We start from the raw sequence: 25,489 nt of genomic DNA, 5'->3' as shown, positions 1-25,489 counted from the left end.
TTTAACAACGGATATGTCTATATCAAAATTAATTTATAGTTTATTGTTCTTTCTTGTTTCTTATCTACATGTGCAGGGGCAGGTTTTATTTCAAAGAGATTTTTCCCCCGCGGAGGGATTAGTAAATAAGTATGAAAAAGATTTTCGAGACGAGATTTGTTTAAACGGCTACTGGGATGTGCAAATCATCCATTTGCCTGCCGGCTGGAAAAACGGAAGCGGTGTTCCACCCATACTTTCCAAGGCTGTTGATACAGAATGGGAGAAAACCAAAATAAAGATTCCTTCGCCCATTAACGTGAATAACTGGGGCGGCGGTCAGGACGTTGGAGAAGGCACCCGTTTCCCCTATGCCCCAGGCTCGGTTTATTACCCCAGTTATCCAAAACATTGGGTAAATGCGCGCATGGGTTGGTTACGTAAAAACATAACAATACCCTCAGATTGGAAATCGAAGCAGGTCGTACTTCATTTCGAAGCAGTTGCCGGTGAATGTGTTGTGTATATTAATGGCAAAGAAGTCTATACCAACTTCGACTCCTATCTGCCCTTTGAAGTGGATATTACCAGAGACATTAAACCCGGTGAAAAAGCAGAAATACTATTGGGACTGAGACATAGCAAGCTATTTGATAAACACCATCCTCTTTATGATAAGTTCGGGGCGGTTTATCCTCCCGGTTCCTACACAGACGATCTTATTGGAATATGGCAGGATGTTTATTTGCTCGGATTGCCGGAAGTAAGGGTTGTCGACGTTTTTGTGAAACCCTGGCTCGACAGGAACGAATTGGACGTTGAAGTAACTGTTACAAACAGCTCTCAGAAAAAACAAAAGATAGTTTTGGATGGGGATGTACGCAAGTGGATCAATAACAACCAGTCTAAAGATCCGCTGTTTGCTCCGGAAATTTCGTGGGAGTTGTGCCATGCTTCCGCATTAAAAATAAACTCACAAAAGATAGAATTAAAACCGGGCGAAACAAAAACTATTCATCTATCGACAAAAGTTGACAACAAATTAGACACATGGTCACCCGAGTTCCCCAATTTATACACCCTTCTGTTAGACATAAAACAAGGTAAACAAACGTACGACCGTAAAGCTACCCGGTTCGGATGGCGACAATTTAAAATTGTAGGTGATGAATTTCATCTTAATGGAAGCAAAATACAGTGCTTTGGAGATATCCAGCATCCTTTTGGTCCATATGTCTGTTCACGACGTTTTGCCTGGGCATGGTACACCATGATCAAAGACTTTGGCGGAAATGCTGTGCGCCCTCATGCACAACCATGGCCAAGAGTTTATTATGATCTGGCTGATGAGATGGGACTGATGGTTCTTGACGAAACTGCGCTATTTGGAAGTTCCATACGCCTTAATCTGGAAGAAGAGATTACTTGGCAACGATCGGAAGAACACTTTCACCGGTTGATTCTACGCGACAGAAACCACCCGTCAGTAATCGGATGGAGTGCCGGAAACGAGATGTTCGCGATCGCGCTCCTGAACAAAGCCGAGAAATCAGTTTCAGATATATGGGATGACAAGATGGTAGCCATGACACTTACTGCTAAAGAAATTGATCCTACCCGTGACTTTATCACCATAGATGGCGACGGGAATATGAACGGGCGTCTTCCTGTGTGGAGCAAACATTTTGGACATGGCCTACATCTACAGGATTTACCGAAAGACCTACAAAAACCATTAATCGTGGGTGAATGTGGTGCCACTTACTACGGTAAGCCCGCACAATTGTATACTTTTGCAGGTGACAAAGCTTATGAATCATACTACGGGCGAAGTGAAGCTTTGGCTGTCGATTTATACCAGAATGTGACGAAAATGGCACGTCCCTACCTGGCTTATTTCTCGCCGTCTGAGGTCTGTTGGTTCGGAATCGAGCATCTGGGTCTCGGCTACAATGACTATTCTCGCTTACCGAATCTACATGATGGTGTTTTCGCAGGCAAAAAGTATGAAGAAGGAAAGCCCGGTTATCAGTTTGAAAGAATTCCTCCTTATGTATCCACATTCAATCCGGGGATCGATCCAGAAAAGCCCCTCTACAAACCATTGCCGATGTTCGAAGCCCTGAAAGCCGCAATAGCCAGAGAACCATCGCCCTGGGATACGTACACCGAATATAAATACTCCGAAAAACCCGTGATTCATGATTATCAATACGGGAATGCTCTTTTTTTAGGTGATGAAAACGGATCATTATACCGTCAATTGAAGAAAATAGGAGTCAGCCTTTCAGAAAAACCGTCACAGCTGCTGATTATTGATGCGCATACCTACCAGGGAGGACAAGATAAACTGATCGAAGATGTCAAAAGACAAGGTGGAGTCCTCCTGTTGATGCTTCGTAACCAGGATATAAGCCCGGCAATCGGGACGCTGTTGCCCGAACGCATGGAACTCACGAACAGAGAGGCTACCGCGTTGGAAAGCAACAAACAAAGTGCATGGGGCAAACATTTCGATTTGCCTTCTATCTATTTCAGCGAGATCAAAGGCGATAAACATATCCTGAAATGCGGGCTCGCGGGAGATTTTACGGCGAAAGGAGAAATAATACTGACCGCCTCTCGAACGGACTGGTCTCTGTTTAATGAAATTCCCGAAAATCGAAAATGCGGGCAGATAGTTCTCTACGAGCAACTGGAAAAACCCGAAGGTGCAGCCTTAGTATCCCTAAAAGTCGGCAATACATCCTATATTGTATCAGCATTGGATTATGCCATAAGCACAGAAGAAACGTTCGCCTTCTGGAGAAAGTTATTTCCGGTAATGGGCGTCAAACTAAATCCGGTATCCGAATGGATGAACGAGGAAAATAAAAAGGATCATGATCTATTAATGGATGGACCCGTCAATTAACAATAATTATGGACATGGAAGCAAGATCTTTTTTATTTTGCTCATTATTCGTGCTAAGTTTTTCCGGTTTGTTTTCACAAAGTGTATTTTTCCCGGATGACACCAAGAAGCGTGGATATTACGATAGACCATACAAGCGTTATGAAGCAGAACCAGGGAAATGCTTCACTACTGGATTATTTCTATTTCCCACTTCTGTGCAATCGGAATTGCAGAGCGAAGCCTCCAATTCTATGGCAACTCAACTTATAGAGAAAGACTCTTATATTCAGTGGAAGAATGAAGAGGCAGCTGATGGAATGGTCATTCGTTTTTCTATTCCTGATGGCAAGAATGGAGGAGGGACAAAAGGAGTAATTGCTTTGTACATCGATGAAAAATTTATTGAAAACATCACACTCGATTCCTATTGGGCATGGCAATATGCTTTAATGACAGGCCAAATGTATCCCGACAATATACCTGAGGCAAACAAATTTGCCCGTATGCGATTCGACGATATTCGGGTTAAACTCACGAAGAAAATACCCCGGGAAGCTACTTTTAAATTGGTAAAGGTTGACGATAATAAAATTCCTTATACGATTGATTTCGTTGAACTGGAACCTATCCCGTCTTCGGTAACATACGAATCAATCACAGATCAAAATAAAGTAAGTTATCGTTTATCGGATGGTCCTTTGGACGAATTTATTAGAAACAATGGAGGGAAAACCATTTATATTCCCGCAGGAAAATATGACGTTTTCGAGAGAATTTTTATACATGAACCAAATACCAAAATTATCGGTGCGGGTATGTGGTACACCGAGATTTATTTTGCTTCTTCGTCTGACAATGCAGAGACATATGCAAAAAGAGGTATTCAAACTGATCAAAACAATATACTGCTTGATGGATTGTATATAACATCGGCTAATAACAGGCGCTATTTTGTTTTGCCTGATGGACGGAATGGAGGAGTAGGAAAAGGGGTTATGGGTTCATTTGGTTCAAATTCTATCATCAGAAACGTGTGGATAGAGCATTTTGAGTGTGGAGGTTGGATCATAGGGACAAATAATCTTACTGTTCAATATAGTCGCTTTCGGAATCATTATGCTGATGGATTAAATTTAGCAACAGGGAGTAAAAATTCCCTCGTTGAATATTGTAGTTTTCGCAACAATGGGGATGACGACATGGCTTCATGGTCAAGTGGTAAAAATATGTGTGAGAACAACACATACCAATACTGTACGGCAGAAAATAACTGGAGAGCATCAAGTGTCGGTTTTTTTGGAGGAAAAGAACATAAAGCATTGAATCTTGTCATCACGGATGCCATGGAAGCAGCCCTGCGAGCAACAACAGACTTTCCAGGTCAACCTTTCAGTGATGAAGGTTTACATCTTTACGAAAACATTTCCATCTATAATTGTGGTGCACAAGAGGGCCCATTGGGTTTGAAGGGAGATTTTATCAGCGGAAAAACAGCAGGGGCAATACATCTTACCAGTTATTCTCATTACGATTTGTTGAATGTGAAATTTTCAAATATAGATATTTTTAATTCAAGATCTGATGCAATTTATCTTGATACCAGCAAGGATAAAATGATGAAAAACATTCATTTTGAAAATATTTACATCAATGGTACAGGAAGATATGGTATCTCTTTCAACAATGCTGTTGGAGAAGCAACATATTGTAATATGATTTTTGAAAATATTGGAAACGAAAACTTTGGAGTGATACCCAAGGGATTTGAATTTACAAAAGATGAGGCATGCTCCGCCAACCCCGGTCCTTACTATTTTGACGAATCGGGTATCTCACGACCGGTACTGGAAAACTACCTGAAACGATCGGTTACCATGACCGAATTCCTGGCAGTTGACCCTTACACGAATGATGGTCCCTATCCCTACAAAGAAGACGATGTCCGGCTGATAAAAAATATTGGCGCAAAATTTATAGGAAGAGCCATTTACCGGTGGGGGAGAGAAGATGTCCTGATCATTCCTGATTATATAGAACAGGCAAGAAAAATAGTCGAAGAGGTGCATGCCTACGATAAGGATATCATTTTCCAAGCATCGCTATTTGAAATTATCACACGGAATGTGGAAAAAATTCCCATTCCTGCCTGGGTATTCGAGGCAATAGGGGTGCCCGCCGAAGACCGGCATTTTAGTTATGAACTGATGCTAAATCCTGATGGGAAGTTCGTGAATCATTGGCGTGAAGGTTCAAGCGTTCCCGACATCACGAGGCAGGAAACCCAGTTGTGGTTCATTTTTCTTGCAGGAACTTATTTCGATCTCGGATGCGAAGCGCTTCACCTGGGACAGACAGCTCTGATGGGGATGGCCGATCCCGATTTGCTATACTGGCAGTCGTTTATTGACAAACTAAGGAAATATGCTAAAACAGCCACTCGTCGGGGATGGGTACTGCTGGATGCCCATGTGCCGTATGGGGGAATGATCGTAGATGGAGTGAGTTTGTTGGATTTCAATTCTTTTCCGTTGCGGATAAAAGAAATCCCTGACAAACCTCGGCAGGCCCTATTGGAAGTGGGTTATCTGGATGCCTTGTATCTCAAGAGTAAAGGAGGTACCACCCCAAGTGGCTGGCATTGCCAGTCGCTGCCCTACCTGGTTGAGTTCGATAATTTTGGCTGTAGCCGCACTCCGGGCGAAGCAACTGTCGACAGTCATTTCATATGGGGTTATGATGAAATTACCTGGTTTTATCTGCAAAGTGAACAATATCGACGAGAGTGGTTGAGGTACGCATATGATTGGATACGGAAAAATGATCCGAATGGTTTTTTACAAATGCCCGTGAGTCGACTGGTTAGCTTATGCGAAGGAAAAGGGCGAGGGAAATACCGTGCAAATAACAAATCAGCAAAAAATCCTGATGGCCTGAATGTGGAAGAAACCATCAAGGAGTTATGGAGTAACCAATAACAAACTTAACAATTATATAATCATGCAAGAATCATGTTCTTATAAGAAAAAACGCACAGTTCTTTTCACGTGCTTACTGCTCGTTGGCTTCTTTTTGATGTGTCCAATGCTTTCTACAGCACAAGGTAAATCAGCAGATCTACACCACAACCCGTTTATCAGGCATATGTACACAGCTGATCCTTCTGCAAGAGTGTGGAATGATGGCCGGTTGTATATTTACGCATCGCATGATATTGCTCCACCGAGAGGATGCGACCTGATGGATCAGTACCACGTCTTTTCCACCGATGATATGGTGAACTGGACAGATCATGGAGAAATACTTCGTGCAAGTCAGGTCCCGTGGGGAAAGCCGCTTGCCAACGATGCAAAATTTATGTGGGCGCCCGATTGTGCATACAAAAACGGGAAATATTATTTCTATTTTCCGCATCCGAGCCAGGATCCATGGAACAGGAACTGGAAGATTGGAATTGCGGTTAGTGACAAACCTGCTTCGGATTTTGTTGTTTTGGACCATTGGTTGAAAGGCCTTCCGGATAACGGAGAAATTGATCCCTGCGTGTTTGTCGACGATGACGGCCAGGCTTATTTCTACTATGGCGGTGGAGGTAGATGCTTTGGAGCCAAACTGAAAGACAATATGACGGAATTGGATGGTGAACTTCAGCCTATGGAAGGACTTTATGATTTTCATGAAGCAGCGTGGGTACACAAAAGAAACGGCATTTATTACCTTTCCTACTCCGATAACCACGACGAAAATAACGACAAGGAGGGCGTAAAAGGGGATAACCGGATGCGGTATGCCACCAGCGATAACCCCTTGGGACCTTGGAAACACCAGGGGGTCTATATGGATCCTACCGACAGCTATACCAACCATGGATCAATTGTCGAGTACAAAGGGCAGTGGTATGCCTTTTATCATAACAGCATGCTTTCACGGGTAAATGGAGAGCCCAGCGATTGGTTACGCTCCATCTGTTTTGATAAGCTCTATTACAATCCCGATGGGACAATTCAAAAAGTGATTCAAACTTCTGGATTGGGCGCCAGTGAGAGGAACGTGCAAATTAATGCCAAATGGTTTGACCGTGTTGAATTTACAGGTGAAGGGAAAAAACCTGAAAACACAAAAAATGTATTATGGTACCGTAAGTCGGCGAAAGTTTGGGAGGAAGCGCTGCCCCTGGGCAACGGACGCCTGGGTGCAATGGTTTTCGGGGGAGTGGCAGACGAACGAATTCAATTAAATGAAAATACCCTGTGGGACGGCTACCCACTGGATCCCAATAACCCTGAAGGACGGGAAGCCTTGCCCGAAATTCAACGTTTGTTGTTTGAAGATCATAATAACGAAGCCGTTAAACTAGCCGAAGCCACCATGTTGGGAAATCCCAAAAACATCAGGTCGTACCAATCATTGGGAGAGCTGTGGTTTGATACTCCTGAACTTAACGCACAAGATTATGTGAGAACTCTGGATCTTTCGACGGCCATTTCTACCGTGAACTATCGTTCCAAAGGAGTAAATTACACGCGCGAATATTTCGCCTCGGCACCCGATAACGTGATCGTGGTGCGAATTACAGCCGACAAAAAGAACAACATAAACCTTTCGTTGGTCCTAAAAAGAGCGCAGGATGCGAAAACCGAGAAACTAGGAAATGACGGGCTACTGCTCAACGGGCAGATTGCAAGGAAGGACAAGGATGGGAATTCACGTGGAATAAGCTTTGCCGCCCAGGTGAAAGCCGTTGCCGACGGAGGAGATGTAGCTGTGGTGGAAAGCGTCGATCAGGGATACCTGCTGAAGGTGAACGATGCCAATACCCTCACGCTGTATATTACAGGAGCGACCAATTATCCCGGTATGGAGAACCTTGCCAAAGGAATTACCGATTTCTCGGGAGACTCCCGGGAAAAATGTGCCGAAATAATCACTAAGGTGATTCATAAATCGTACGACAGGATTAAGTCTGACCATATTGCCGATCATCAGCAGTATTTTGGACGGGTAGACCTTGATCTTGGACCAGTTTCGGCAGATATTGATGCATTGCCAACCAACGAGCGATTAGACCTGGCACGAGAAACAGGACAACCGGATTTGGAACTGGTATCTACCTATTTCCAGTTCGGACGCTACCTGCTGATCAGTTCTTCTCGGCCGGGAGGGATGCCCGCAAACTTGCAAGGACTCTGGGCGTGGCAGATGAATGCCCCTTGGAACGCAGATTTCCATACGAATATAAACCTCCAGATGAACTACTGGCCGTCCAACCTCACGAACCTGTCGGAAATGCACATGCCCCTCTTCGATTTAATGGATATGCTGGTTAAACCGGGGGAGAGGAGTGCAAAGGTTATCTACGGGGCTCGAGGATGGGTGGTTCACCACCTGACCGATGCCTGGGGATTTACTGCTCCCGCCGATGGTCCCCAGGGAATATGGCCCATGGGCGCAGCATGGTTGGCACAGCACCTGTGGGAACACTATTGCTTCACCGGAGATAAAGAGTTCCTCGCGGAACGCGCGTGGCCCCTCATGAAAGGAGCGGCTCGCTTCATCATGGATTTCCTGGTGGAAGCACCGGCTGGCACAGCGTACGCTGGAAAACTGGTGACCAACCCTTCCTATTCTCCCGAGAATACGTTTATCCTGCCCAACGGGGAACACTCAATGTTCACCTATGGAGCGACCATGGACCTGGAGATCATCCATAACTTATTGACGAACTGTATCGAGGCTGCTAACATACTGAAAGTGGATGCCGATTTCAGAAAAGAGTGCGAAGCTACCTTGAAAAGGATCCCCGGTATCCGCGTCAGCGAAAGAACTGGTCGTATCCTTGAATGGGCCGAAGATTACGAGGAAGCGGAACCGCACCACAGGCATACTTCCCACCTGTTTGGTTTATATCCCGGAACCCAGATCACGAGGGTGGGGACACCCGCACTGGCTGAAGCTGCCCGCAAAACCCTGGTCGCCCGTGGCGATGGGGGCACTGGTTGGGGGTTAGCCTGGAAAATCAACATGTGGAACCGTCTTTACGATGGCGATCATGCCTTTAAACTCCTCTCCGTGCTGCTGGCAGAGAAAACGTTACCCAACCTATTCGACGACCATCCGCCCTTCCAGATCGACGGGAACTTCGGAGCCACGGCCGCGATTGCTGAGATGTTCCTTCAAAGCCAACTGAAAAAGAAAAACGGAAGTTTTGAAATACATCTGCTCCCGTCCCTCCCTTCGGCGATGGCGAAAAGCGGATCGGTAAAAGGCTTGAAAGCCAGAGGTGGATTCACTGTGGACCTCTCCTGGAAAGATGGAGCGGTAACCGAAGCACAGGTCCAGTCCCAATTGGGAGGCAAATTGTATCTCCGAGCCAGGAATATCCAAAAAACATACAACACAAAGCCGGGAGAAACAATCAAGGTGGACGCCCGGCTGAAACGAATAGATAGATCGAAATAACTTACTGAACTTTCGCGCGTGATTGTACCGCTAAATGGGTAAACGGGTTAGCTGTAAACACATCACAAGCGAGGATAGAACAATGAATTAGATGAATAAGAGACTTTTGCTTTTCGTGCTTGTATTGGGAGTGGCGATGCCACTTATCCACGCCCAGGAGGAGATGCCCTTCAGAAACGAGAACCTGCCCACGCACGAACGGGTGATGGACCTGCTGTCCCGCCTGACCATGGAAGAGAAAATAAGCTTGCTCTATGCCACCTCTCCCGGTATACCGCGGCTGCAGATTCCCAAATACTATCACGGGAACGAAGCACTCCACGGTGTGGTACGTCCGGGACGCTTTACGGTCTTCCCCCAGGCAATCGGCCTTGCCAGTATGTGGAACCCCGAGCTGCACCAGAAAGTGGCTACAGCCATCTCCGATGAGGCCCGTGCACGGTGGAACGAGCTCGAACAGGGCCGCTTGCAGACTGCCCGTTTTACGGATCTGCTGACCTTCTGGTCGCCCACCATCAACATGGCGAGAGACCCTCGCTGGGGGCGCACTCCCGAGACCTACGGTGAAGACCCCTATCTGTCGGGGGTACTCGGTACGGCATTCGTAAAAGGACTTCAGGGAGACGATAACCTGTACCTGAAGATTGTCGCCACACCCAAGCATTTCGCTGCGAACAACGAGGAGCACAATCGCTTTACCGCCAACCCCCGGATATCGGAACGGCAACTGCGGGAGTACTATCTCCCGGCATTCGAGATGAGTGTGAAGGATGGAAAGGCCGCCTCAATCATGTCGGCATACAACGCCATCAACGATCTGCCTTGTACGGCAAATCCCTGGCTGCTCACCAAGGTACTGCGACACGACTGGGGATTCAACGGCTACGTGGTATCCGATTGCGGAGGACCCAGCCTGTTGGTTTCGGCCATGAAGTACGTCAAGACAAAGGAGGCCGCTGCCACATTGTCTATCAAGGCGGGCCTCGACCTGGAGTGTGGGGACGATGTCTACATGGCACCCCTACTCAACGCATACCGGCAGTACATGGTCACGCAAGCCGATATCGACACGGCTGCCTATCGCGTGTTGCGTGCCCGCGTGAAACTGGGATTCTTCGATGATCCCGATCACAACCCCTATAGCAAGATCCCGGTATCCGTGATCGGCTCGAAAGAACACAAAGAGCTGGCGCTGGAAGCTGCCCGTCAAAGCATCGTGCTATTGAAAAACAGCCACAACACCCTTCCCATCAATACGAAGAAGGTGAAATCAATCGCCGTGGTAGGAATCAACGCGGCCAACGCGGAGTTTGGCGATTACAGCGGAACCCCCGCCAATGAGCCCATATCCGTTCTTCAGGGTATCCGAAACCTGGTGGGCGACAAGGTCAGGATCGTGCATGCCCCCTGGAAATCGGCCAAAGACGGCATGGAGCTTATTCAAGGAGCGAGCTTCCCCAACGGATTGAAAGCTGAGTATTTCGACAACATGAAACTGGAGGGAGATCCCGTGGTGCGTACCGAAGAGTGGATCAACTTTGAACCGGCCAACCAGGCACCCGATCCTTTCCTGCCCGCATCCCCGCTCTCTATCCGATGGACCGGCACGTTGCGCCCACCCGTCTCGGGGAACTACACGTTCAGCTTTAGCTACGACGATGGAGCCCGACTGAGTATCGACGGCAAGCTGCTGATCGATCGATGGCGGGGTGCCGCGATCTCCAAGGATACGGTGCGTATTTACCTTGAAGCGGGGAAGGATTACGAGCTGAAAGCCGAATACTATGACGATCGGGACTATGCCCTGGCACGTTTGCAGTGGCGGGTACCGCAAGTAGGGAAGAAAGAACGGATCGAATTGTACGGCGAAGCCGGAAATGCAGCCCGTACGTGTGACATGGTTATTGCTGTGCTGGGGATCAATAAAACCATTGAACGGGAAGGCAAAGACCGGGAAGACATCTTCTTACCCGAAGATCAACAGGAGTTTATCGAAGAGCTCTACAAGATCAACCCCAACACGGTGGTCGTACTCGTTGCCGGGAGCTCGCTTGCTATCAACTGGATGCAGGATCACCTCCCTGCCATTGTGAATGCATGGTACCCCGGGGAGCAGGGAGGAACTGCCGTAGCGGAAGTGTTGTTCGGTCGCTATAACCCGGGCGGGAGATTGCCGCTGACCTATTATAACTCGCTGGAAGAGTTGCCTCCCTTTGGAGATTACGATATTACCAAGGGACGCACTTACCAGTATTTCACGGGAAAACCGCTTTTCCCTTTCGGGTACGGATTGAGCTATACAACGTTCAAGTATGGCAAACCGGAGATCAAAGACCTGGGCAAAGAACTGCTCGTGTCGTTCGAGGTCAGAAACGCAGGGAAGTACGACGGGGATGAAGTCTCCCAGGTATACGTGAAACTGCCTGATGTGGGGGTCGTCACCCCCAACAAGGAGCTGAAAGGGTTTGCACGCACCACCATCCGGAAAGGAGAAAACAAGCGCGTGAAAATCAAGGTCCGGAAAGACCTGCTGCGTTATTGGGACGAAAAGACGGGTGATTTTGTGACACCCGCTGGCAAGTATACCTTCATGATAGGTTCGTCATCCGAAGATATTCACCTGACAAAAGAGTTCTGGTTGTAACAGAAATCAATCTATACACAATATCAAAAATAAGCATAAAGGTTTCTATCAGAAAAGTGTAACCAAGTTAAACATAGCAGCATGAGAAAAAAAATAAAGCTGATTTTTATCGCAACATTGTTGTTCGCGTCAAGCATTTTTGCAGGAAGCAAACATGCTACAGAAACAAAGTACCCGTCATATAAAGGCCTTGTGATGGCCGGTTACCAGGGTTGGTTTCGTCTGCCTACAGATGGGGTGATGTACCCCGATGAAAAACAAGTCCGCATCGACATGTGGCCCGATGTGAGTGAATACAAGCAGACCTATCCCACCGGCCTGAAACATGCCGATGGCAGCACCGCCCGCTTTTTTAATTCGGCCGATAAAAGCACCGTCGACACCCATTTCAGCTGGATGCAGGAATATGGGGTGGACGGGGTGTTCATGCAACGTTTTTTCAGTGCCGCAAGACCGGGCGCCCGGAAAGGACACGCCACCGATGTGCTGACTCACGCCTTTGAGGCTGCATCGAAGTACGACCGCGCCATCGCGATTATGTACGATCTGTCCGGGTTGAAGAGAGAAGGGGAAGACTGCTCAGCACTCATAGAAGACTGGAAGTATCTGGTTGATTCGCTTAAAGTAACAAACCAGAAAGGAGCCAAAACTTATCTCCATCATAACGGCAAGCCGTTGGTGGCCATTTGGGGGGTAGGTTTTCCCGATCGTCCTTACAATATTCGAAATATAGGCATCGAGCGGTTTATTAATTTCCTGAAGAACGACCCGGTGTACGGGGGATGTAGCGTGATGCTGGGCGTACCCACCTTCTGGAGAGACCTGAACGCCGACTGTATTCCTGATCCTTACCTTCACGACATTATCCGGAGTGCCGATATTGTACTCCCCTGGATGGTGCAGCGGTTTACCCCCCTGCTTCATAACGATATGGATCGTTACCGCGATGTCATAATAGGTGATATCCAATGGTGCAAAGAAAATAAGATCGATTACGTGCCCTGTGTAACACCGGGATTCAGCTGGCATAACCTGAGCCGGTTCGAGTTCCCCGATGACATTAAACCTTCGGGCTCCATACCCCGTCAGGGAGGACGTTTTTACTGGCAACAGATGTCGACTGCGATTCGTTCAGGAGCCGAAATGATTTATGTGGCCATGTTTGATGAAGTAAACGAGGGAACAGCCATCTTTAAATGCACCGACAACCCGCCCGTGAGCGAGCATGCCAAATTTGTGGGGATGGATGGAAAGCCTTCGGACCATTACTTGTGGCTGACCGGCGAAGCCGCCCGGATGCTGCGTAGCGAGAAACCGTTATCCATGAAAATGCCTGAAAGAGAATGATAAATATCTTCACCAAAATAAAAAAATCAAGTAGAAACAATATTCCAAAAAAAATACAAGACTATGAAACGACGCAATTTTTTATCGAATTCAGCAATACTGAGTGTATCTGTACCGTTAGGCATTGCCACTCCCGCTTTTATCTCATCTTGTTCAACCGAAGGAAAAAAAGAGTCCGGCAAAAAATATACACCAGAAGAACTGGGAACGTTCTCCTTCGTAGATATCGCTCCTGATGGTGACCCGCTTAAAGCCGCATTAATTGGATGTGGTGACCGAGGTACGGGTGCCGCAATTCAGTTTCTGGAGTCGGGTCCTAATATTTCAATAGTTGCTCTTGCAGATCTGTTTTCCGACCGAATGGATACATGTCGTAAAATTCTTGCGGATAGATTCAGTAATAATGTTGAGGACAGCAGATGCCTTTTAGGTTTTGATGCCTATAAAAAAATAATGGAAATGCAGGATGTAGATATTGTCCTGCTGTGTACTCCTACCCACTTCAGGCCTGAGCATTTTAAGGCTGCCGTGGAAGCAGGAAAGCATATTTTTATGGAGAAGCCTTGTGCCGTTGACCCGGTAGGGATACGTACCGTAATAGCAGCTTCTAAAGTTGCTACTTCAAAAGGGTTAACCGTTATAACCGGAAATCAGCGTAGACACCGTCGTGATTATTGGGATGCATATGTTCAGGTACGTAACGGAATTATTGGCGATATAATATCCGCAACTTCTCATTGGAATCAGGGAGCGTGGTGGAATAAAAAACATCGTCCGGAGTGGAGTGACATGGAATATTGTATACGTAACTGGTTCAATATAAAATGGTTGAGCGGAGACCATATACTGGATCAGGGTATTCATAATATTGATGTAGTAACATGGTTCATGGGAGAAATGCCACTTAGAGCAGTTGGTTTTGGTGGTCGTGCCCGCAGACTTACAGGGGATATTTATGATTTCTTTAGTGTTGATTATTACTATAACAACAATAAACGTATGCTGCATACTGCACGACAAATTGATGGATGTGACGGCAATGTCTCAGAACAGGTAATGGGTACAAAAGGTATTGCACAATTGAATGATCGTGGTGAAATAAAGATTTTGGATTGGAACGGGAATCTGTTGTGGGAATATGACTATGAAAACAAACCTGTAAACAATCCTTATAATCAGGAGCATATTCATCTTGTTGAGTCTATAAGAATGGGTAAGAAAATTAATCAGGCAGAGGACTTGGCTTACTCAAATATGGTTGCAATTATGGGAAGAGAAGCTGCTTATACCGGGAAAGCAATCTCTTGGGATGAAATTATGGCTTCCCCCTTGAGATATGGTCCGGAGCATTATGAAATGGGTCCTTTACCAGATTATCAAGAAGGAGTGGTGCCAGTTCCGGGAAAAGATCCTTCGGCTCCCATGTAAAGCGATCTTCAGTTTGTTATTTATACATGACAAATGGGGCCGTAAATGATAAAATGTAAAATGATTATCCGTAATTAACCCAATAATTGAAATATTTTTTGTATCTTAAAGTCGTACACCAACAGCTTAAAAAAAGATGAAACTATCAGATTTTGACAAGCATTATCCCACAGAAAAGTCCTGTATAATACGTTTTAAAGAAATGTGCATTCAATCGGGAGTTGTATGTCCTCATTGTGGACATAGAGAACATTTATGGCTTCCCGACTCGATGCATTTCGAATGTAAGAGCTGTCATCATCTTCAATCATTACGTTCGGGGACTATCATGCATAGTTCCAAACTTCCGTTTCTGTATTGGTTCAAAGCCATTCACCTGATGACAAGTCCCAAAAAGACCTTTTCCGCATTAGAGATACAACGCCGGTTAGGTCACAAACGCTATCAATCCATTCGGGAAATATGCCACAAGATACGAAGTGTAATAGGTCTGCGAGATTCAGAGTACACCTTATCCGGTATGATAGAAGTGGACGAAGATTTTTTCTCCACCGGGCGTGATGACCATGACAATACACCTTTAAAACGTGGACGTGACAGTCAGAAGAAAAGCAAGGTTCCGGTTATGATTGAAAGTCATGAAGTTGATAACCCAAAGAATACGGAGAAACCTAAAAGCGTCAATCATCTGAAAATGATTGTTATTCCTGACTTAAAAGCCCAAACAATAAACAGTGTTGCTCAAAACAGTATTGAACAGGAGGCTGTAATTGATACCGATGCTTCTACTTCTTATACCGCCTTTGCCAATTATTTTGCCCAACATAATGCCTCGGTTATTCCACCTCAAGAGATAAGTAAAGCATTACCTTGGGTACATATTGCAATCAGTAATGCCAAAACGCTGCTATCAGATATGCATCACGGAGTAAAACTTGAATTTCTCCAAAGTTATCCCAATGAGTTTTGCTATAAAATGAACCGAATCAGAATCCAGCCGAATCCTTTTGATAGGCTATTAGTGGTCACTACAAATATAAATCCGACTTCAATCATATACTCTATAGACAGGTCAAAAATATAAACTGCACGTCTTGCGGATAATCATAAAATGTAAAATAAAAAGGATAGATATGTTATGGCAAAAAGAAACAGGATTACAAAATACATAGCGTTGAAATCAATTTTCTATTGTATAGCAACCTTGTCTGTTTTGATGCTTGGCTGTGCCAGATTCGAAGTTCGGCAAAACGCTGGCAATGTTGTTGCGAATCCGATGAACCTGAATTACCGGTTTCAGTTTGATGAGCCATCAAGGAGAGAAGCTGCCGATCCCGTCATCGTCTTATTTAAAGGCAAATATTATCTTTTTGCCTCTAAATCGGGTGGATACTGGAGTTCGGAAGACCTGTGTGAATGGACCTACATTCCCTGTAAATCCATTGGCAACATAGAAGAGTATGCTCCCGCTATCCTTGCCCTTGATGATGAATTATACTATATGGGTTCGGGTGAGCCGAGGATCTATAAAACCGCTGATCCTGATGCCGACAATTGGGAAGAAGTGGATACAAAATTCCGTTATCCTTTAGGCGGTTCGGTCGACCCTGCTTTTTTCAAGGACGATGACGGGCGGGTCTATGTTTATTGGGGTTGTTCGGATAAAGATCCCATCATTGGAGTGGAAGTGGATCCCAAAGACGGCTTCAACGTGATCGGCGAAGCAGCTGTACTAATCGCACACCATTCCGATAAGTACGGTTGGGAGGTGTCCGGAAACAACAACGACAACGAAAGGGATGGGTGGAACGAAGGCCCCAGTCTCATCAAGTACAAGGGGAGATATTACCTGCACTATGCGTCACCGGGTACCGAATTCCGGGTCTATGGCGATGGTACCTACGTGGCCGACAAACCACTTGGTCCATACACCTACGAAGAAAACAGCCCTTTTTCCTTCAAACCGGGGGGCTTTATCGGGGGTGCCGGCCATGGACACACTTTTCGGGATAAATATGACAATTACTGGCATGTAGCCACCATGCGCATTGCTGTCCGACATCCCTTTGAGCGGCGTCTGGGCCTGTTTCCTGTCTATTTTTCAGACGACAGTTGCCTCCACGCCCACACGGTATTTACCGATTATCCCTACCGAATACCCCGGGAGAAAATTGATCTGGAGACCCACGATCTTTCCATGAACTGGAACCTGCTTTCCTATCGGAAGAAAGTGCTTGCTTCGTCTTCATTAAGCGGTCATGAAGCTGAATATGGCAATGATGAGCAGATTGAAACGTGGTGGGCATCTCGGACCGGTAAAAGAGGGGAGTGGTGGCAGGTAGATTTGGGTGAGGCAATGACCGTTCATGCCCTGCAGGTCAACTTTGCCGACCAGGATTTTGACAAGAAAGCACCCGATTCATTTTTCAATTACCAGTATCTGATCGAATATTCGAATGATGGTGATCAGTGGAAAGTGCTGACCGACCAGTCGAAAAATGAAAACGACAGGCCCCATGAGTTGCTTGTTTTTAATGCCGGCAGGAAAATGCAATTTCTTCGCATCACCAACACGAAAGAGATGAAAGGAAAATTTTCCATATCCGATTTCAGGGTTTTCGGAAAGGGGCACAAGGACCTTCCCCAGGCGGTGTCTCAGTTCAATGTCTCGCGGGACAGCGACCGACGAAAAATCACTTTTCGGTGGAACACCCAGGATAATACCACTGGGTACATTCTACGCTGGGGGGTAAAAAGAGAGCAACTGGATCATGCCGTCATGGTCTTTGAAAACCAATTCGAAGGTCGTTTTTTCAATCGTGATTCAAAATATTATTTTTCAATTGATGCCTTTAATGAAAGTGGCATCACGGAAGGAAGTGCCATTTTAGAAAGATCTTAAAAAAACAATTAGTATTCAAACACAATGAAACATTCGTCATTTTTCGGAAATTCAATCATTTATTATCCCATATCGGCGATATGGATAATGATCCTGCTTCTGTCATGTTCGTCCGTCCAAAACCAATCAGCAAAGGAGCCGGTTGATTATGTGAATCCCTATATGGGAAACATCAGTCATTTACTGGTACCTACTTTTCCAACTATTCACTTGCCCCATAGTATGTTACGCGTGTATCCCGAACGGCGCGATTTTACCGGCGATGTGCTGGAAGGACTCCCTATCGTGGTTACCAGCCACAGGGGCAGCTCGGCGTTCAACCTGAGTCCTTTTTATGGTAGCAGGAAAGATGTCAAGCCCGTCGTTGCCTATAGTTATGACAATGAAAAGTTAACACCCTATTCCTACTCGGTTTATCTGGATGATGAGGGAATATCGGTTGAGTATGGACTTTCTCACCAATCTGCGATCTACGAGCTTCTTTTCGAAAAAGAGGAAGCAGTCAGGGTGGCGCTTAATTCCCGGAGGGGAGAGCTTACCTGGGACGGAACGGCCTTCTCGGGATTCCAGATGATCGAGAACGACACGAAAGTCTATCTCTATCTTCTTCCCGAGCAGTTGCCGGAGAGCGTATCGCTGTTGGAAGAGGGAAATCTGGTGAACAAAACATCCGCCGCCGGCAGAAATGCGTGTCTCATCATGAGCTACCCCGCCGGCAGCAAAAAGCTCACCCTGCGCTATGGAATTTCTTTTATCGATGCAGCGCAGGCACAAAAGAACATGGAGCGGGAATTGAGTGGAAAAGACCTGGCTTCTCTCCGTGAAACAGGTCGCAAAGTATGGAACGAAGCCTTGAATAAGATTCAGGTGTCAGGCGGTCTGGAAAACGACAAAACGGTCTTTTATACCTCACTATACCGCAGCTTTGAGCGACCGGTATCCATTTCGGAAGATGGACGTTATTACAGTGCTTTCGACGGAAAAGTACACGAGGATGGGGGACGCCCGTTTTATACCGACGACTGGATCTGGGATTCCTACAGGGCACATCATCCGCTGCGCATTCTCATTGAACCGGAAAGGGAAGAAGACATTTTACATTCATTTGTGTTGATGGCAGAGCAGATGGAGCATTTCTGGATGCCTACTTTTCCGGAAATTACCGGCGACAGCCGCCGTATGAACTCCAATCACGGTGTAGCATCCATACTGGACGCTCATCGCAAGGGCTTGAGCAATTTTGATTTGGAGAAAGCATATCTTGCGGCTAAAGGTGCGATCATGGAAAAGACCCTGGCTCCCTGGTCGGGTAAACCGGCCGGAGAACTGGACAAATTTTATAAAGAACATGGATACATACCTGCATTGAGGGAAGGGGAGGAGGAAACTATTCCGGAGGTACATGGTTTCGAACGCCGGCAGCCTGTCGCCGTGACGCTGGGTACCTCCTACGATCAGTGGTGCCTGGCACAGCTGGCGAAGGAGCTGGGGCTGACGGAAGATCATGCTTACTTTACGGAGGCATCCTTTAACTATCGCAATCTCTACAACAAGGAGACCGGTTTTTTCCATCCCAAAGATAAAAACGGAGAATTCATCCAGCCCTTCGACTATCGTTATTCGGGAGGTATGGGTGCACGCGGTTATTATGGAGAAAACAACGGATGGATTTATCGTTGGGATGTGCAACACAACATACCCGACTTGATCGACCTGATGGGGGGAAAGAAGGCGTTTGTCCACAATCTCGATCAGATGTTTGCCACTCCCCTGGGAAAGGGCAAGCCCGAGTTTTACAGCCAGCTGCCCGACCATACCGGCAATGTAGGACAATTCTCCATGGCCAATGAACCCTCCCTACACATCCCCTATTTGTATAATTATGCCGGCGAGCCCTGGAAGACCCAGAAACGGATCAGGACCCTCATCCACCAGTGGTTTCGTAACGACCTGATGGGCGTGCCGGGCGATGAAGATGGGGGAGGCATGTCTTCTTTCGTCGTCTTCTCGCAGATGGGCTTTTATCCTGTCACCCCGGGAAGTCCGGAATACAGCATCGGCAGTCCGTTCTTCAATCATGCCAAGATTGATTTGGGAAACGGGAAGTTTTTTGAAATTGAAGCGGTCAACAATGCACCTGGCAATAAATATATCCAGTCGGCCACATTGAACGGCAAGCCCCTGAACAAGCCCTTTATCCACCACGACGAGATCATGAAAGGTGGAAAAATTGTGTTTGAAATGGGTGACAAAGCCAACCGAAACTGGGGAATATAAGACAAGGAACATGAAAAGAAGTTTGATCTGTTTTTTTGTGTTGTTGATTGCTTCAACAACCATCGCGCATGAGCAGAGTTTTTTGGTCCTGGGAGACATCCATTACGACCGGATGGAGGATCACGACATGACCTGGCTGTCGAAGAAACCCGATGATCTGAGGCAGGTAAAAGAATACACACAGATCACAAAAGAGGTCTGGCCGGTATTCAGCAGCCACCTGCGTCAAAGAACATTGCAGCACGATCCTGCAGTAAAAGCCGTGGTGCAGCTGGGTGATCTTTCGGAAAGACTGGCCGGAAGTGAGAAAAAGGCAGATCAAATGGCGCGTGCGGTCGTTACAGCCGTGGAAGCGGTGAACATGCCCGTACCCTGGATCATCATCAAAGGCAACCACGATATCACCGGTCTGGGTGCCGTGGAAGCTTTTCATAATCACTATATTCCCCTGTTGCAGAAGCAATTAAAAAGAAACGATGTCACTTCATCCGGCTATGCGCATCAGATTGGGGAGAATCTGTTTGTCGCCTTCGATCCATGGGATAAAAGCGAAGGTGTGCTGGATCAATTGGATAAGAACCTCTCATCCCCGGATGCCAGATTCAAGTTCTTAATAGTCCACGTGCCCGTCATTCCCATCAATGAGCGTTGCTGGTATTTATACAGAGACGAACCCCGGAAGAGAGAGAGGTTGCTTGAGATCATTGCCAGAAACGGGGCTGTGGTTTTAACCACACGTCTGCATCTCTACTCCATTGTTCGCAGGGAGACCGATTACGAACCTGTGGTTCAGCTATCCTTCAACAGTGTGGTAAGAGATCTGGATAGGAAAACTTCGGATAAAGTACATACAAGGTATGGCCAGAAACTGGCTACCGATCATCCCGAATGCGAAACCTCTACTTTGATTCAGAGAATACACCTGCTTCATGAAGAAAGCAGGTATGTCTCATTTTTCAAACAACAGGACCTTGCAGGCTATGGTTTGATTACAACAAATCCCTACGGGGAAGAGATATTTCTGGAATACCATGCCGGGGTGAACAAAACCCCTTATGAAAGAATCTGTATCTCGGATCTTTTGAAATGACAATGAAACAAATATTTATTCAGTTGAAAAATTTCCCGAAGCGACTGTCGCTTCTTGTTTGCATGGAAATGCTCTTTTTGGGTTCCTATGCCCAGCGGGATTCCTTGTTGATCGTCCAGATTACAGACCCTCAGTTCGGTTTCTTTGCAAAAAATGCTAACTTTGAAAAAGAGACGAAGCTGTATGCGGAGGCAGTCAGGCAGATAAATCAGATCAAGCCCGATTTTGTGGTTATCACAGGTGATTTTGTGAATAACAGCAGGGATACTTTACAAATAAATGAATTTAAAAGGATTACTGCATGCATAGAGAAGAGCATACCTGTTTATCTGAGTCCCGGTAACCACGATCTGGCACTGAATCCGACAAAACAGGATTTTGAATGGTATGATTCGGTGTATGGGAAAGGGTCTGACCGTTTTTCTTTTCGCCATAAAAATGCACACTTCATTGGATTCAATTCGGTGATCATAAAATCCGATAAGAGCCGAAAAGAAGAAAAAAAACAATTTAGCTGGCTTCAAAAAGAATTGAAGAAGGCTGCCCCGGCTGATCCCATTCTTCTGTTTACCCATTATCCTTTTTTTATTGACAATTTTTGGGAGAAAGAGACATACAGCAACCAAAGTATGAGGCAACGCATTAAATATTTTAAATTATTTGAGAAGTATGGCGTTGATGCGATATTCGCAGGACATCTGCACAATAGTTCAGAAGCATCATACAACACTATTTTTATGGTCACTACAAATGCTGCCGGAAAACCTTTGGGAAACGCACAACCGGGCTACCGGCTTATAAAAATTAACAACGCACAACTTGAACATACTTATATTCCAATCTGTAAATTTTAAATGAATCAATTCCACATGAAAAAGTGTCATAAAAGCTTGTTTTTCGTACTTTCGTTGTTTATAACATCTTCGCTGTTTTCTGCTGACAAGCTGTTTTATCCCTATGTTTTTGCTCCTTCCGAAGGGCTTTTCAGCAAAGTTGAGAAGGATATCAGAAAAGAAATCTGTTTGAACGGACGTTGGGAGTTCCAGGCAATGCCCTTACCCGAAGGTTACCGGCAAGGAGGAGGCGTTGCGCCTGAATTGCCGCTTCCCGATCAGAACAACTGTGATAAGACAAAAATAAAAATACCATCTCCATGGAACATCAATTCGTTCGCAAACAGAAACCTGGAAGGTCCTGATCATCGTAATTATCCCTCATACCCTGACAAATGGAACGAGGTTAAAATGGCGTGGATGCGTCGTACGGTACAGATACCCGCTGAATGGGACGGATTTCAAATCGGCTTGCATTTCGAAGCGGTTGCAGGATTTGCCGAAGTGTATGTCAATGGCAACAAGGTTGCTGAAAACTTCGACCTTTTTCTTCCGTTTGACGCGAATATAACCCCTTACGTGAAGGCTGGAAAAAATGTTGAAATATGGGTCGGTGTCCGTAGCCAATCGTTGTTTGAGGACAACAGTACAAAAGGAAGGCGCATTGTGCCCGCAGGTTCCATGTGGGGATGTCATGTGTCGGGAATCTGGCAGGATGTCTTTCTCACGGCAGTGCCATCCGTACATATCCGGAATGTGTATGTGAAGCCGTTGGTCTCTGAATCTGTATTGGAAGCGGAAATCGAGATTGAGAACAATACGGTCGGGGAAGTTCACACTACGCTGGAAGGGGATGTCAGGCGATGGATAAACAAAGCAGGCAGGGATGTAAATACGGCACCGGTGCCCGATTGGGAATTGGCTGATTCGCCTTCACTCCTGTTGACCAAGCAAAAAATAACCATACCTTCAAAAGGAACACGGCGCATCGTCGTCCAGATACCGGTGAAAGGGGGAGATTTGGACTACTGGACTCCCGAGCATCCCAATTTATATGGATTTACATTGACTCTGGGAGATAAAAACAAGATCGGTGATATTAAGTATGAGCGTTTCGGTTGGAGGGAATGGACGATTTCCGGAACCAAACAGTTTCTGAACGGAAAACCGATTGAGCTGAGGGGCGATTCGTGGCATTTTATGGGCGTACCGCAAATGACACGTCGTTATGCATGGGCATGGTTTACTGCGCTGAAAGATGCGAATGCGAATGCCGTTCGTCTTCACGCCCAGGTGTATCCGCGTTTCTACCTCGATATGGCTGATGAAATGGGAATCTGTGTATTGGCCGAAACAGCCATATGGGCCAGCGATGGAGGTCCTAAAATGGACTCACCCGCTTTTTGGGAAAATTGCAAGGAACACATACGCCGCATGGTATTGCGAGACCGCAACCACCCAAGTGTTTTCGGCTGGAGTGTAAGCAACGAAAATAAGCCGGTGATCCTGCACGTCTTCAATAAACCCGAATGGATGGAGATGCAAAAACAGGCATGGGCCGACTGGCGGGATATTGTGCGTGAAAATGATTCCACCAGGCCCTGGATATCCAGTGACGGAGAGGACGATGGCGATGGTATTCTTCCGGTTACGGTGGGACATTACGGCGATCATAACTCCATGAGGAGGTGGAAGGAAATCGGTAAACCTTGGGGAATTGGTGAGCATAGCATGGCCTATTACGGTACACCTCTGCAAGTCTCCAAATATAACGGCGAACGGGCGTTTGAGTCTCAGTTGGGACGCATGGAGGGATTGGCCTATGAATGTTATGATCTGATTGCACAACAGCGCAATCTGGGTGCATCCTATGTATCGGTATTCAATCTGGCGTGGTATGGCCTTCAGCCGTTACCGTTCGGCAAGCGGGATATTTCTACAAAACCGGAGCTGACCGATGGCATTTATTTTGCTGAATATGAAGAAGGAAAGCCAGGAATACAACCCGAAAGAATGGGAGCGTATAGTTCTACGTTTAATCCCGGTTATGATCCCACGCTACCGTTATATCGTACCTGGCCTATGTTTGATGCGGTAAAAGCGGCCAATGCCCCGGGTGGGCCCGCATGGAGCCCATGGGCGGTAATGCCGGAGAAACCGGAAGAAGAAATCATAAAAGCAGATAAGGATTATCAAACAATTTTATTTTTTGGAAGTGCTGACTCTGCCGTTAAACAGATCTTTGAAAGTAGTGGCGTGGTCTTCCAGGAGAAGGCGGATCCCCAAAATAGTACCATCATCATTGCGGATGGTGCGACAATCCCTTCGGAAAAGGATGTAAAGATGTTGAAAGATTTGACTGGTCGTGGTGCAGATTTGTGGTTGTGGGGGCCTACACCCGAAACAATCGAAACTTACAACAAGGTGTTGCCTGCAAAACTGGAACTCGACAGTCGAAACGCATCTTCTTATTTACCGAAAGATAAATCCTGGACAAAAGGTTTACACAATTCAGATTTCTACTTTTGTGAGATTCAGCTGGAAGATACATCTGATTATGGGTTGAGATCAGATTTTGTAGACGAAGGGATCGTTCTCCTTGAGGCGTGTAACACCAACTGGCGAGCGTGGAATCAGCGTCCCGAAGAGTTGAAAACGGCAGCTGTTATCCGCAGTGAAAATGAAAAGAAAGGAGCCGCAGCAGTACTGGTGAAACATCAAAATGAAAATGCAACATTTTTTGTAAGTACATTATCCCGGTTTGTTTCGTCCTCAAAGGGATATGACACATTCGGAAAGCTGCTTGCCGGTGCAGGCATTCCAACCAATGGAAGTAAGATCTCCGAAACGCTGATCAACAAAGACGGAACCGTGAATATTGCAAACCTGCCTTCCATTCGCCGAGGGAATAAAACGCTTTACAATTTCATGGTGTGGAGCCCCAGAGACCTGGATGATCTGCTGATAGAGCCTGATATGCCAAAGCTTGATATCGCGGTACAACCAGCAGAGCATAGTGAATTATTTATCAATTGCAACAAAATAGAAGGATCAAAAGGCCTGTTTAGCACAGTCCCCCTTAAACAAGGATGGAATCATTTGAGTATCAGTGTCCAAAATGCGAAGGACAATAACGTGTCCGTTCGATTCAAAAGCGACAATAAGCCTGAATTTATTCATCAATTAATGACTTCATTTGAATGAAATTATCTCATGATTATCCGCAACTACTCCTATTATAAATTTTTGATTTGAAATCGGGGGCATACGTGACAGCGGCTATCAATGTAGTACTCCCTCAAAATTATACCACTTGTTAAGTTGAAAAAAATGACTAAATTAGTGGCAATTATGAAAGCAACAAGGAGAAAATTTTCAGCTGGCTTTAAAGCCAAAGTCGCCATTGAGGCGCTCAAAGAGCGGGAATCACTTGCCGAGCTGTCCAAACGTTTTGAAGTACATCCCAACATGATCAGCAAATGGAAACAGAAATTTATTGAACACTCATCAGAAGTATTCGAAAAGAAAAAAGAAGTTGAGGACGGGGTCGATTTGGAGAAGCTCTATACCAAGATTGGAGAGTTGGATTTGGATATGGAGAACGACTTTTTTAAAAAAACTTAAAGAAAGTCGGTCT

At 46.0% G+C, this 25,489-nt stretch carries 13 protein-coding genes; all 13 read left to right on the top strand.

Annotation, left to right across the window (positions count from 1 at the left end; genetic code table 11):
• Positions 1-13: 13 nt before the first annotated feature.
• The 13 genes from EJN84_RS08045 (at position 14) to EJN84_RS07985 (ending at position 25,476) form a co-directional block, all read left to right on the top strand.
• Positions 14-2,893, top strand: coding sequence for a glycoside hydrolase family 2 protein (locus EJN84_RS08045; protein ID WP_129594945.1), 2,880 nt, complete (start codon positions 14-16; stop codon positions 2,891-2,893).
• 14 nt (positions 2,894-2,907) lie between these two features.
• Positions 2,908-5,850, top strand: coding sequence for a glycosyl hydrolase family 28-related protein (locus EJN84_RS08040; RefSeq protein WP_165004181.1), 2,943 nt, complete (start codon positions 2,908-2,910; stop codon positions 5,848-5,850).
• On the top strand, positions 5,810-9,331 hold the full coding sequence (locus tag EJN84_RS08035) for a glycosyl hydrolase family 95 catalytic domain-containing protein (RefSeq protein WP_129594943.1): 3,522 nt from the start codon (positions 5,810-5,812) through the stop codon (positions 9,329-9,331). The genes EJN84_RS08040 and EJN84_RS08035 overlap by 41 nt, the downstream gene beginning before the upstream one ends.
• Before the next feature lie 136 nt (positions 9,332-9,467).
• The gene (locus EJN84_RS08030) at positions 9,468-11,975 is read left to right on the top strand and encodes a glycoside hydrolase family 3 C-terminal domain-containing protein (RefSeq protein ID WP_394343089.1); all 2,508 of its coding nucleotides are present in this window, start codon (positions 9,468-9,470) and stop codon (positions 11,973-11,975) included.
• Positions 11,976-12,056: 81 nt separating this feature from the next.
• Positions 12,057-13,322 (top strand): glycoside hydrolase family 71/99-like protein, encoded by a 1,266-nt coding sequence (locus tag EJN84_RS08025; protein ID WP_129594941.1) that lies wholly within the window; start codon positions 12,057-12,059, stop codon positions 13,320-13,322.
• Positions 13,323-13,385: 63 nt separating this feature from the next.
• Positions 13,386-14,750 carry a Gfo/Idh/MocA family protein gene (locus EJN84_RS08020; protein ID WP_129594940.1) on the top strand — a complete coding sequence of 455 codons (1,365 nt, stop codon included), beginning with the start codon at positions 13,386-13,388 and terminating at the stop codon, positions 14,748-14,750.
• Between the two features lie 136 nt (positions 14,751-14,886).
• On the top strand, positions 14,887-15,834 hold the full coding sequence (locus EJN84_RS08015) for an IS1595 family transposase (protein ID WP_129594939.1): 948 nt from the start codon (positions 14,887-14,889) through the stop codon (positions 15,832-15,834).
• Between the two features lie 54 nt (positions 15,835-15,888).
• The gene (locus tag EJN84_RS08010) at positions 15,889-17,652 is read left to right on the top strand and encodes a family 43 glycosylhydrolase (protein WP_317125859.1); all 1,764 of its coding nucleotides are present in this window, start codon (positions 15,889-15,891) and stop codon (positions 17,650-17,652) included.
• Positions 17,653-17,676: 24 nt separating this feature from the next.
• Positions 17,677-19,929, top strand: coding sequence for a GH92 family glycosyl hydrolase (locus tag EJN84_RS08005; protein WP_129594938.1), 2,253 nt, complete (start codon positions 17,677-17,679; stop codon positions 19,927-19,929).
• Positions 19,930-19,939: 10 nt separating this feature from the next.
• Positions 19,940-21,019: a metallophosphoesterase family protein gene (locus tag EJN84_RS08000; protein ID WP_129594937.1), complete on the top strand. Its 1,080-nt coding sequence runs from the start codon at positions 19,940-19,942 to the stop codon at positions 21,017-21,019.
• A 2-nt stretch (positions 21,020-21,021) separates the two neighbouring features.
• A complete protein-coding gene (locus EJN84_RS07995) occupies positions 21,022-21,873 on the top strand; it encodes a metallophosphoesterase family protein (protein WP_165004178.1) in 852 nt (283 codons plus the stop codon).
• Positions 21,874-21,888: 15 nt separating this feature from the next.
• Positions 21,889-25,056 carry a glycoside hydrolase family 2 protein gene (locus EJN84_RS07990; protein ID WP_238943972.1) on the top strand — a complete coding sequence of 1,056 codons (3,168 nt, stop codon included), beginning with the start codon at positions 21,889-21,891 and terminating at the stop codon, positions 25,054-25,056.
• 126 nt (positions 25,057-25,182) lie between these two features.
• Positions 25,183-25,476, top strand: a complete 294-nt coding sequence (locus tag EJN84_RS07985; protein ID WP_129594934.1) for a transposase — start codon at positions 25,183-25,185, stop codon at positions 25,474-25,476.
• Positions 25,477-25,489: the final 13 nt, after the last annotated feature.

Origin of the sequence: Seramator thermalis, assembly GCF_004138125.1 — a bacterium.
GTDB lineage: Bacteria > Bacteroidota > Bacteroidia > Bacteroidales > Dysgonomonadaceae > Seramator > Seramator thermalis.
The sequence above is the reverse complement of the archived record's forward strand: the minus strand, read 5'-3'. Positions and strand labels throughout refer to the sequence as shown.

Bases quoted from the DNA above. Each gene is read 5' to 3' on its own strand.
- EJN84_RS08015 (WP_129594939.1), top strand. From the start codon at position 14,887: ATGAAACTATCAGATTTTGACAAGCATTATCCCACAGAAAAGTCCTGT.
- EJN84_RS08040 (WP_165004181.1), top strand. From the start codon at position 2,908: ATGGAAGCAAGATCTTTTTTATTTTGCTCATTATTCGTGCTAAGTTTT.
- EJN84_RS08030 (WP_394343089.1), top strand. From the start codon at position 9,468: ATGCCACTTATCCACGCCCAGGAGGAGATGCCCTTCAGAAACGAGAAC.
- EJN84_RS08025 (WP_129594941.1), top strand. From the start codon at position 12,057: ATGAGAAAAAAAATAAAGCTGATTTTTATCGCAACATTGTTGTTCGCG.
- EJN84_RS08000 (WP_129594937.1), top strand. From the start codon at position 19,940: ATGAAAAGAAGTTTGATCTGTTTTTTTGTGTTGTTGATTGCTTCAACA.
- EJN84_RS07995 (WP_165004178.1), top strand. From the start codon at position 21,022: ATGAAACAAATATTTATTCAGTTGAAAAATTTCCCGAAGCGACTGTCG.
- EJN84_RS08010 (WP_317125859.1), top strand. From the start codon at position 15,889: ATGGCAAAAAGAAACAGGATTACAAAATACATAGCGTTGAAATCAATT.
- EJN84_RS08045 (WP_129594945.1), top strand. From the start codon at position 14: ATGTCTATATCAAAATTAATTTATAGTTTATTGTTCTTTCTTGTTTCT.
- EJN84_RS08035 (WP_129594943.1), top strand. From the start codon at position 5,810: ATGTGGAAGAAACCATCAAGGAGTTATGGAGTAACCAATAACAAACTT.
- EJN84_RS07990 (WP_238943972.1), top strand. From the start codon at position 21,889: ATGAAAAAGTGTCATAAAAGCTTGTTTTTCGTACTTTCGTTGTTTATA.
- EJN84_RS07985 (WP_129594934.1), top strand. From the start codon at position 25,183: ATGACTAAATTAGTGGCAATTATGAAAGCAACAAGGAGAAAATTTTCA.
- EJN84_RS08020 (WP_129594940.1), top strand. From the start codon at position 13,386: ATGAAACGACGCAATTTTTTATCGAATTCAGCAATACTGAGTGTATCT.
- EJN84_RS08005 (WP_129594938.1), top strand. From the start codon at position 17,677: ATGAAACATTCGTCATTTTTCGGAAATTCAATCATTTATTATCCCATA.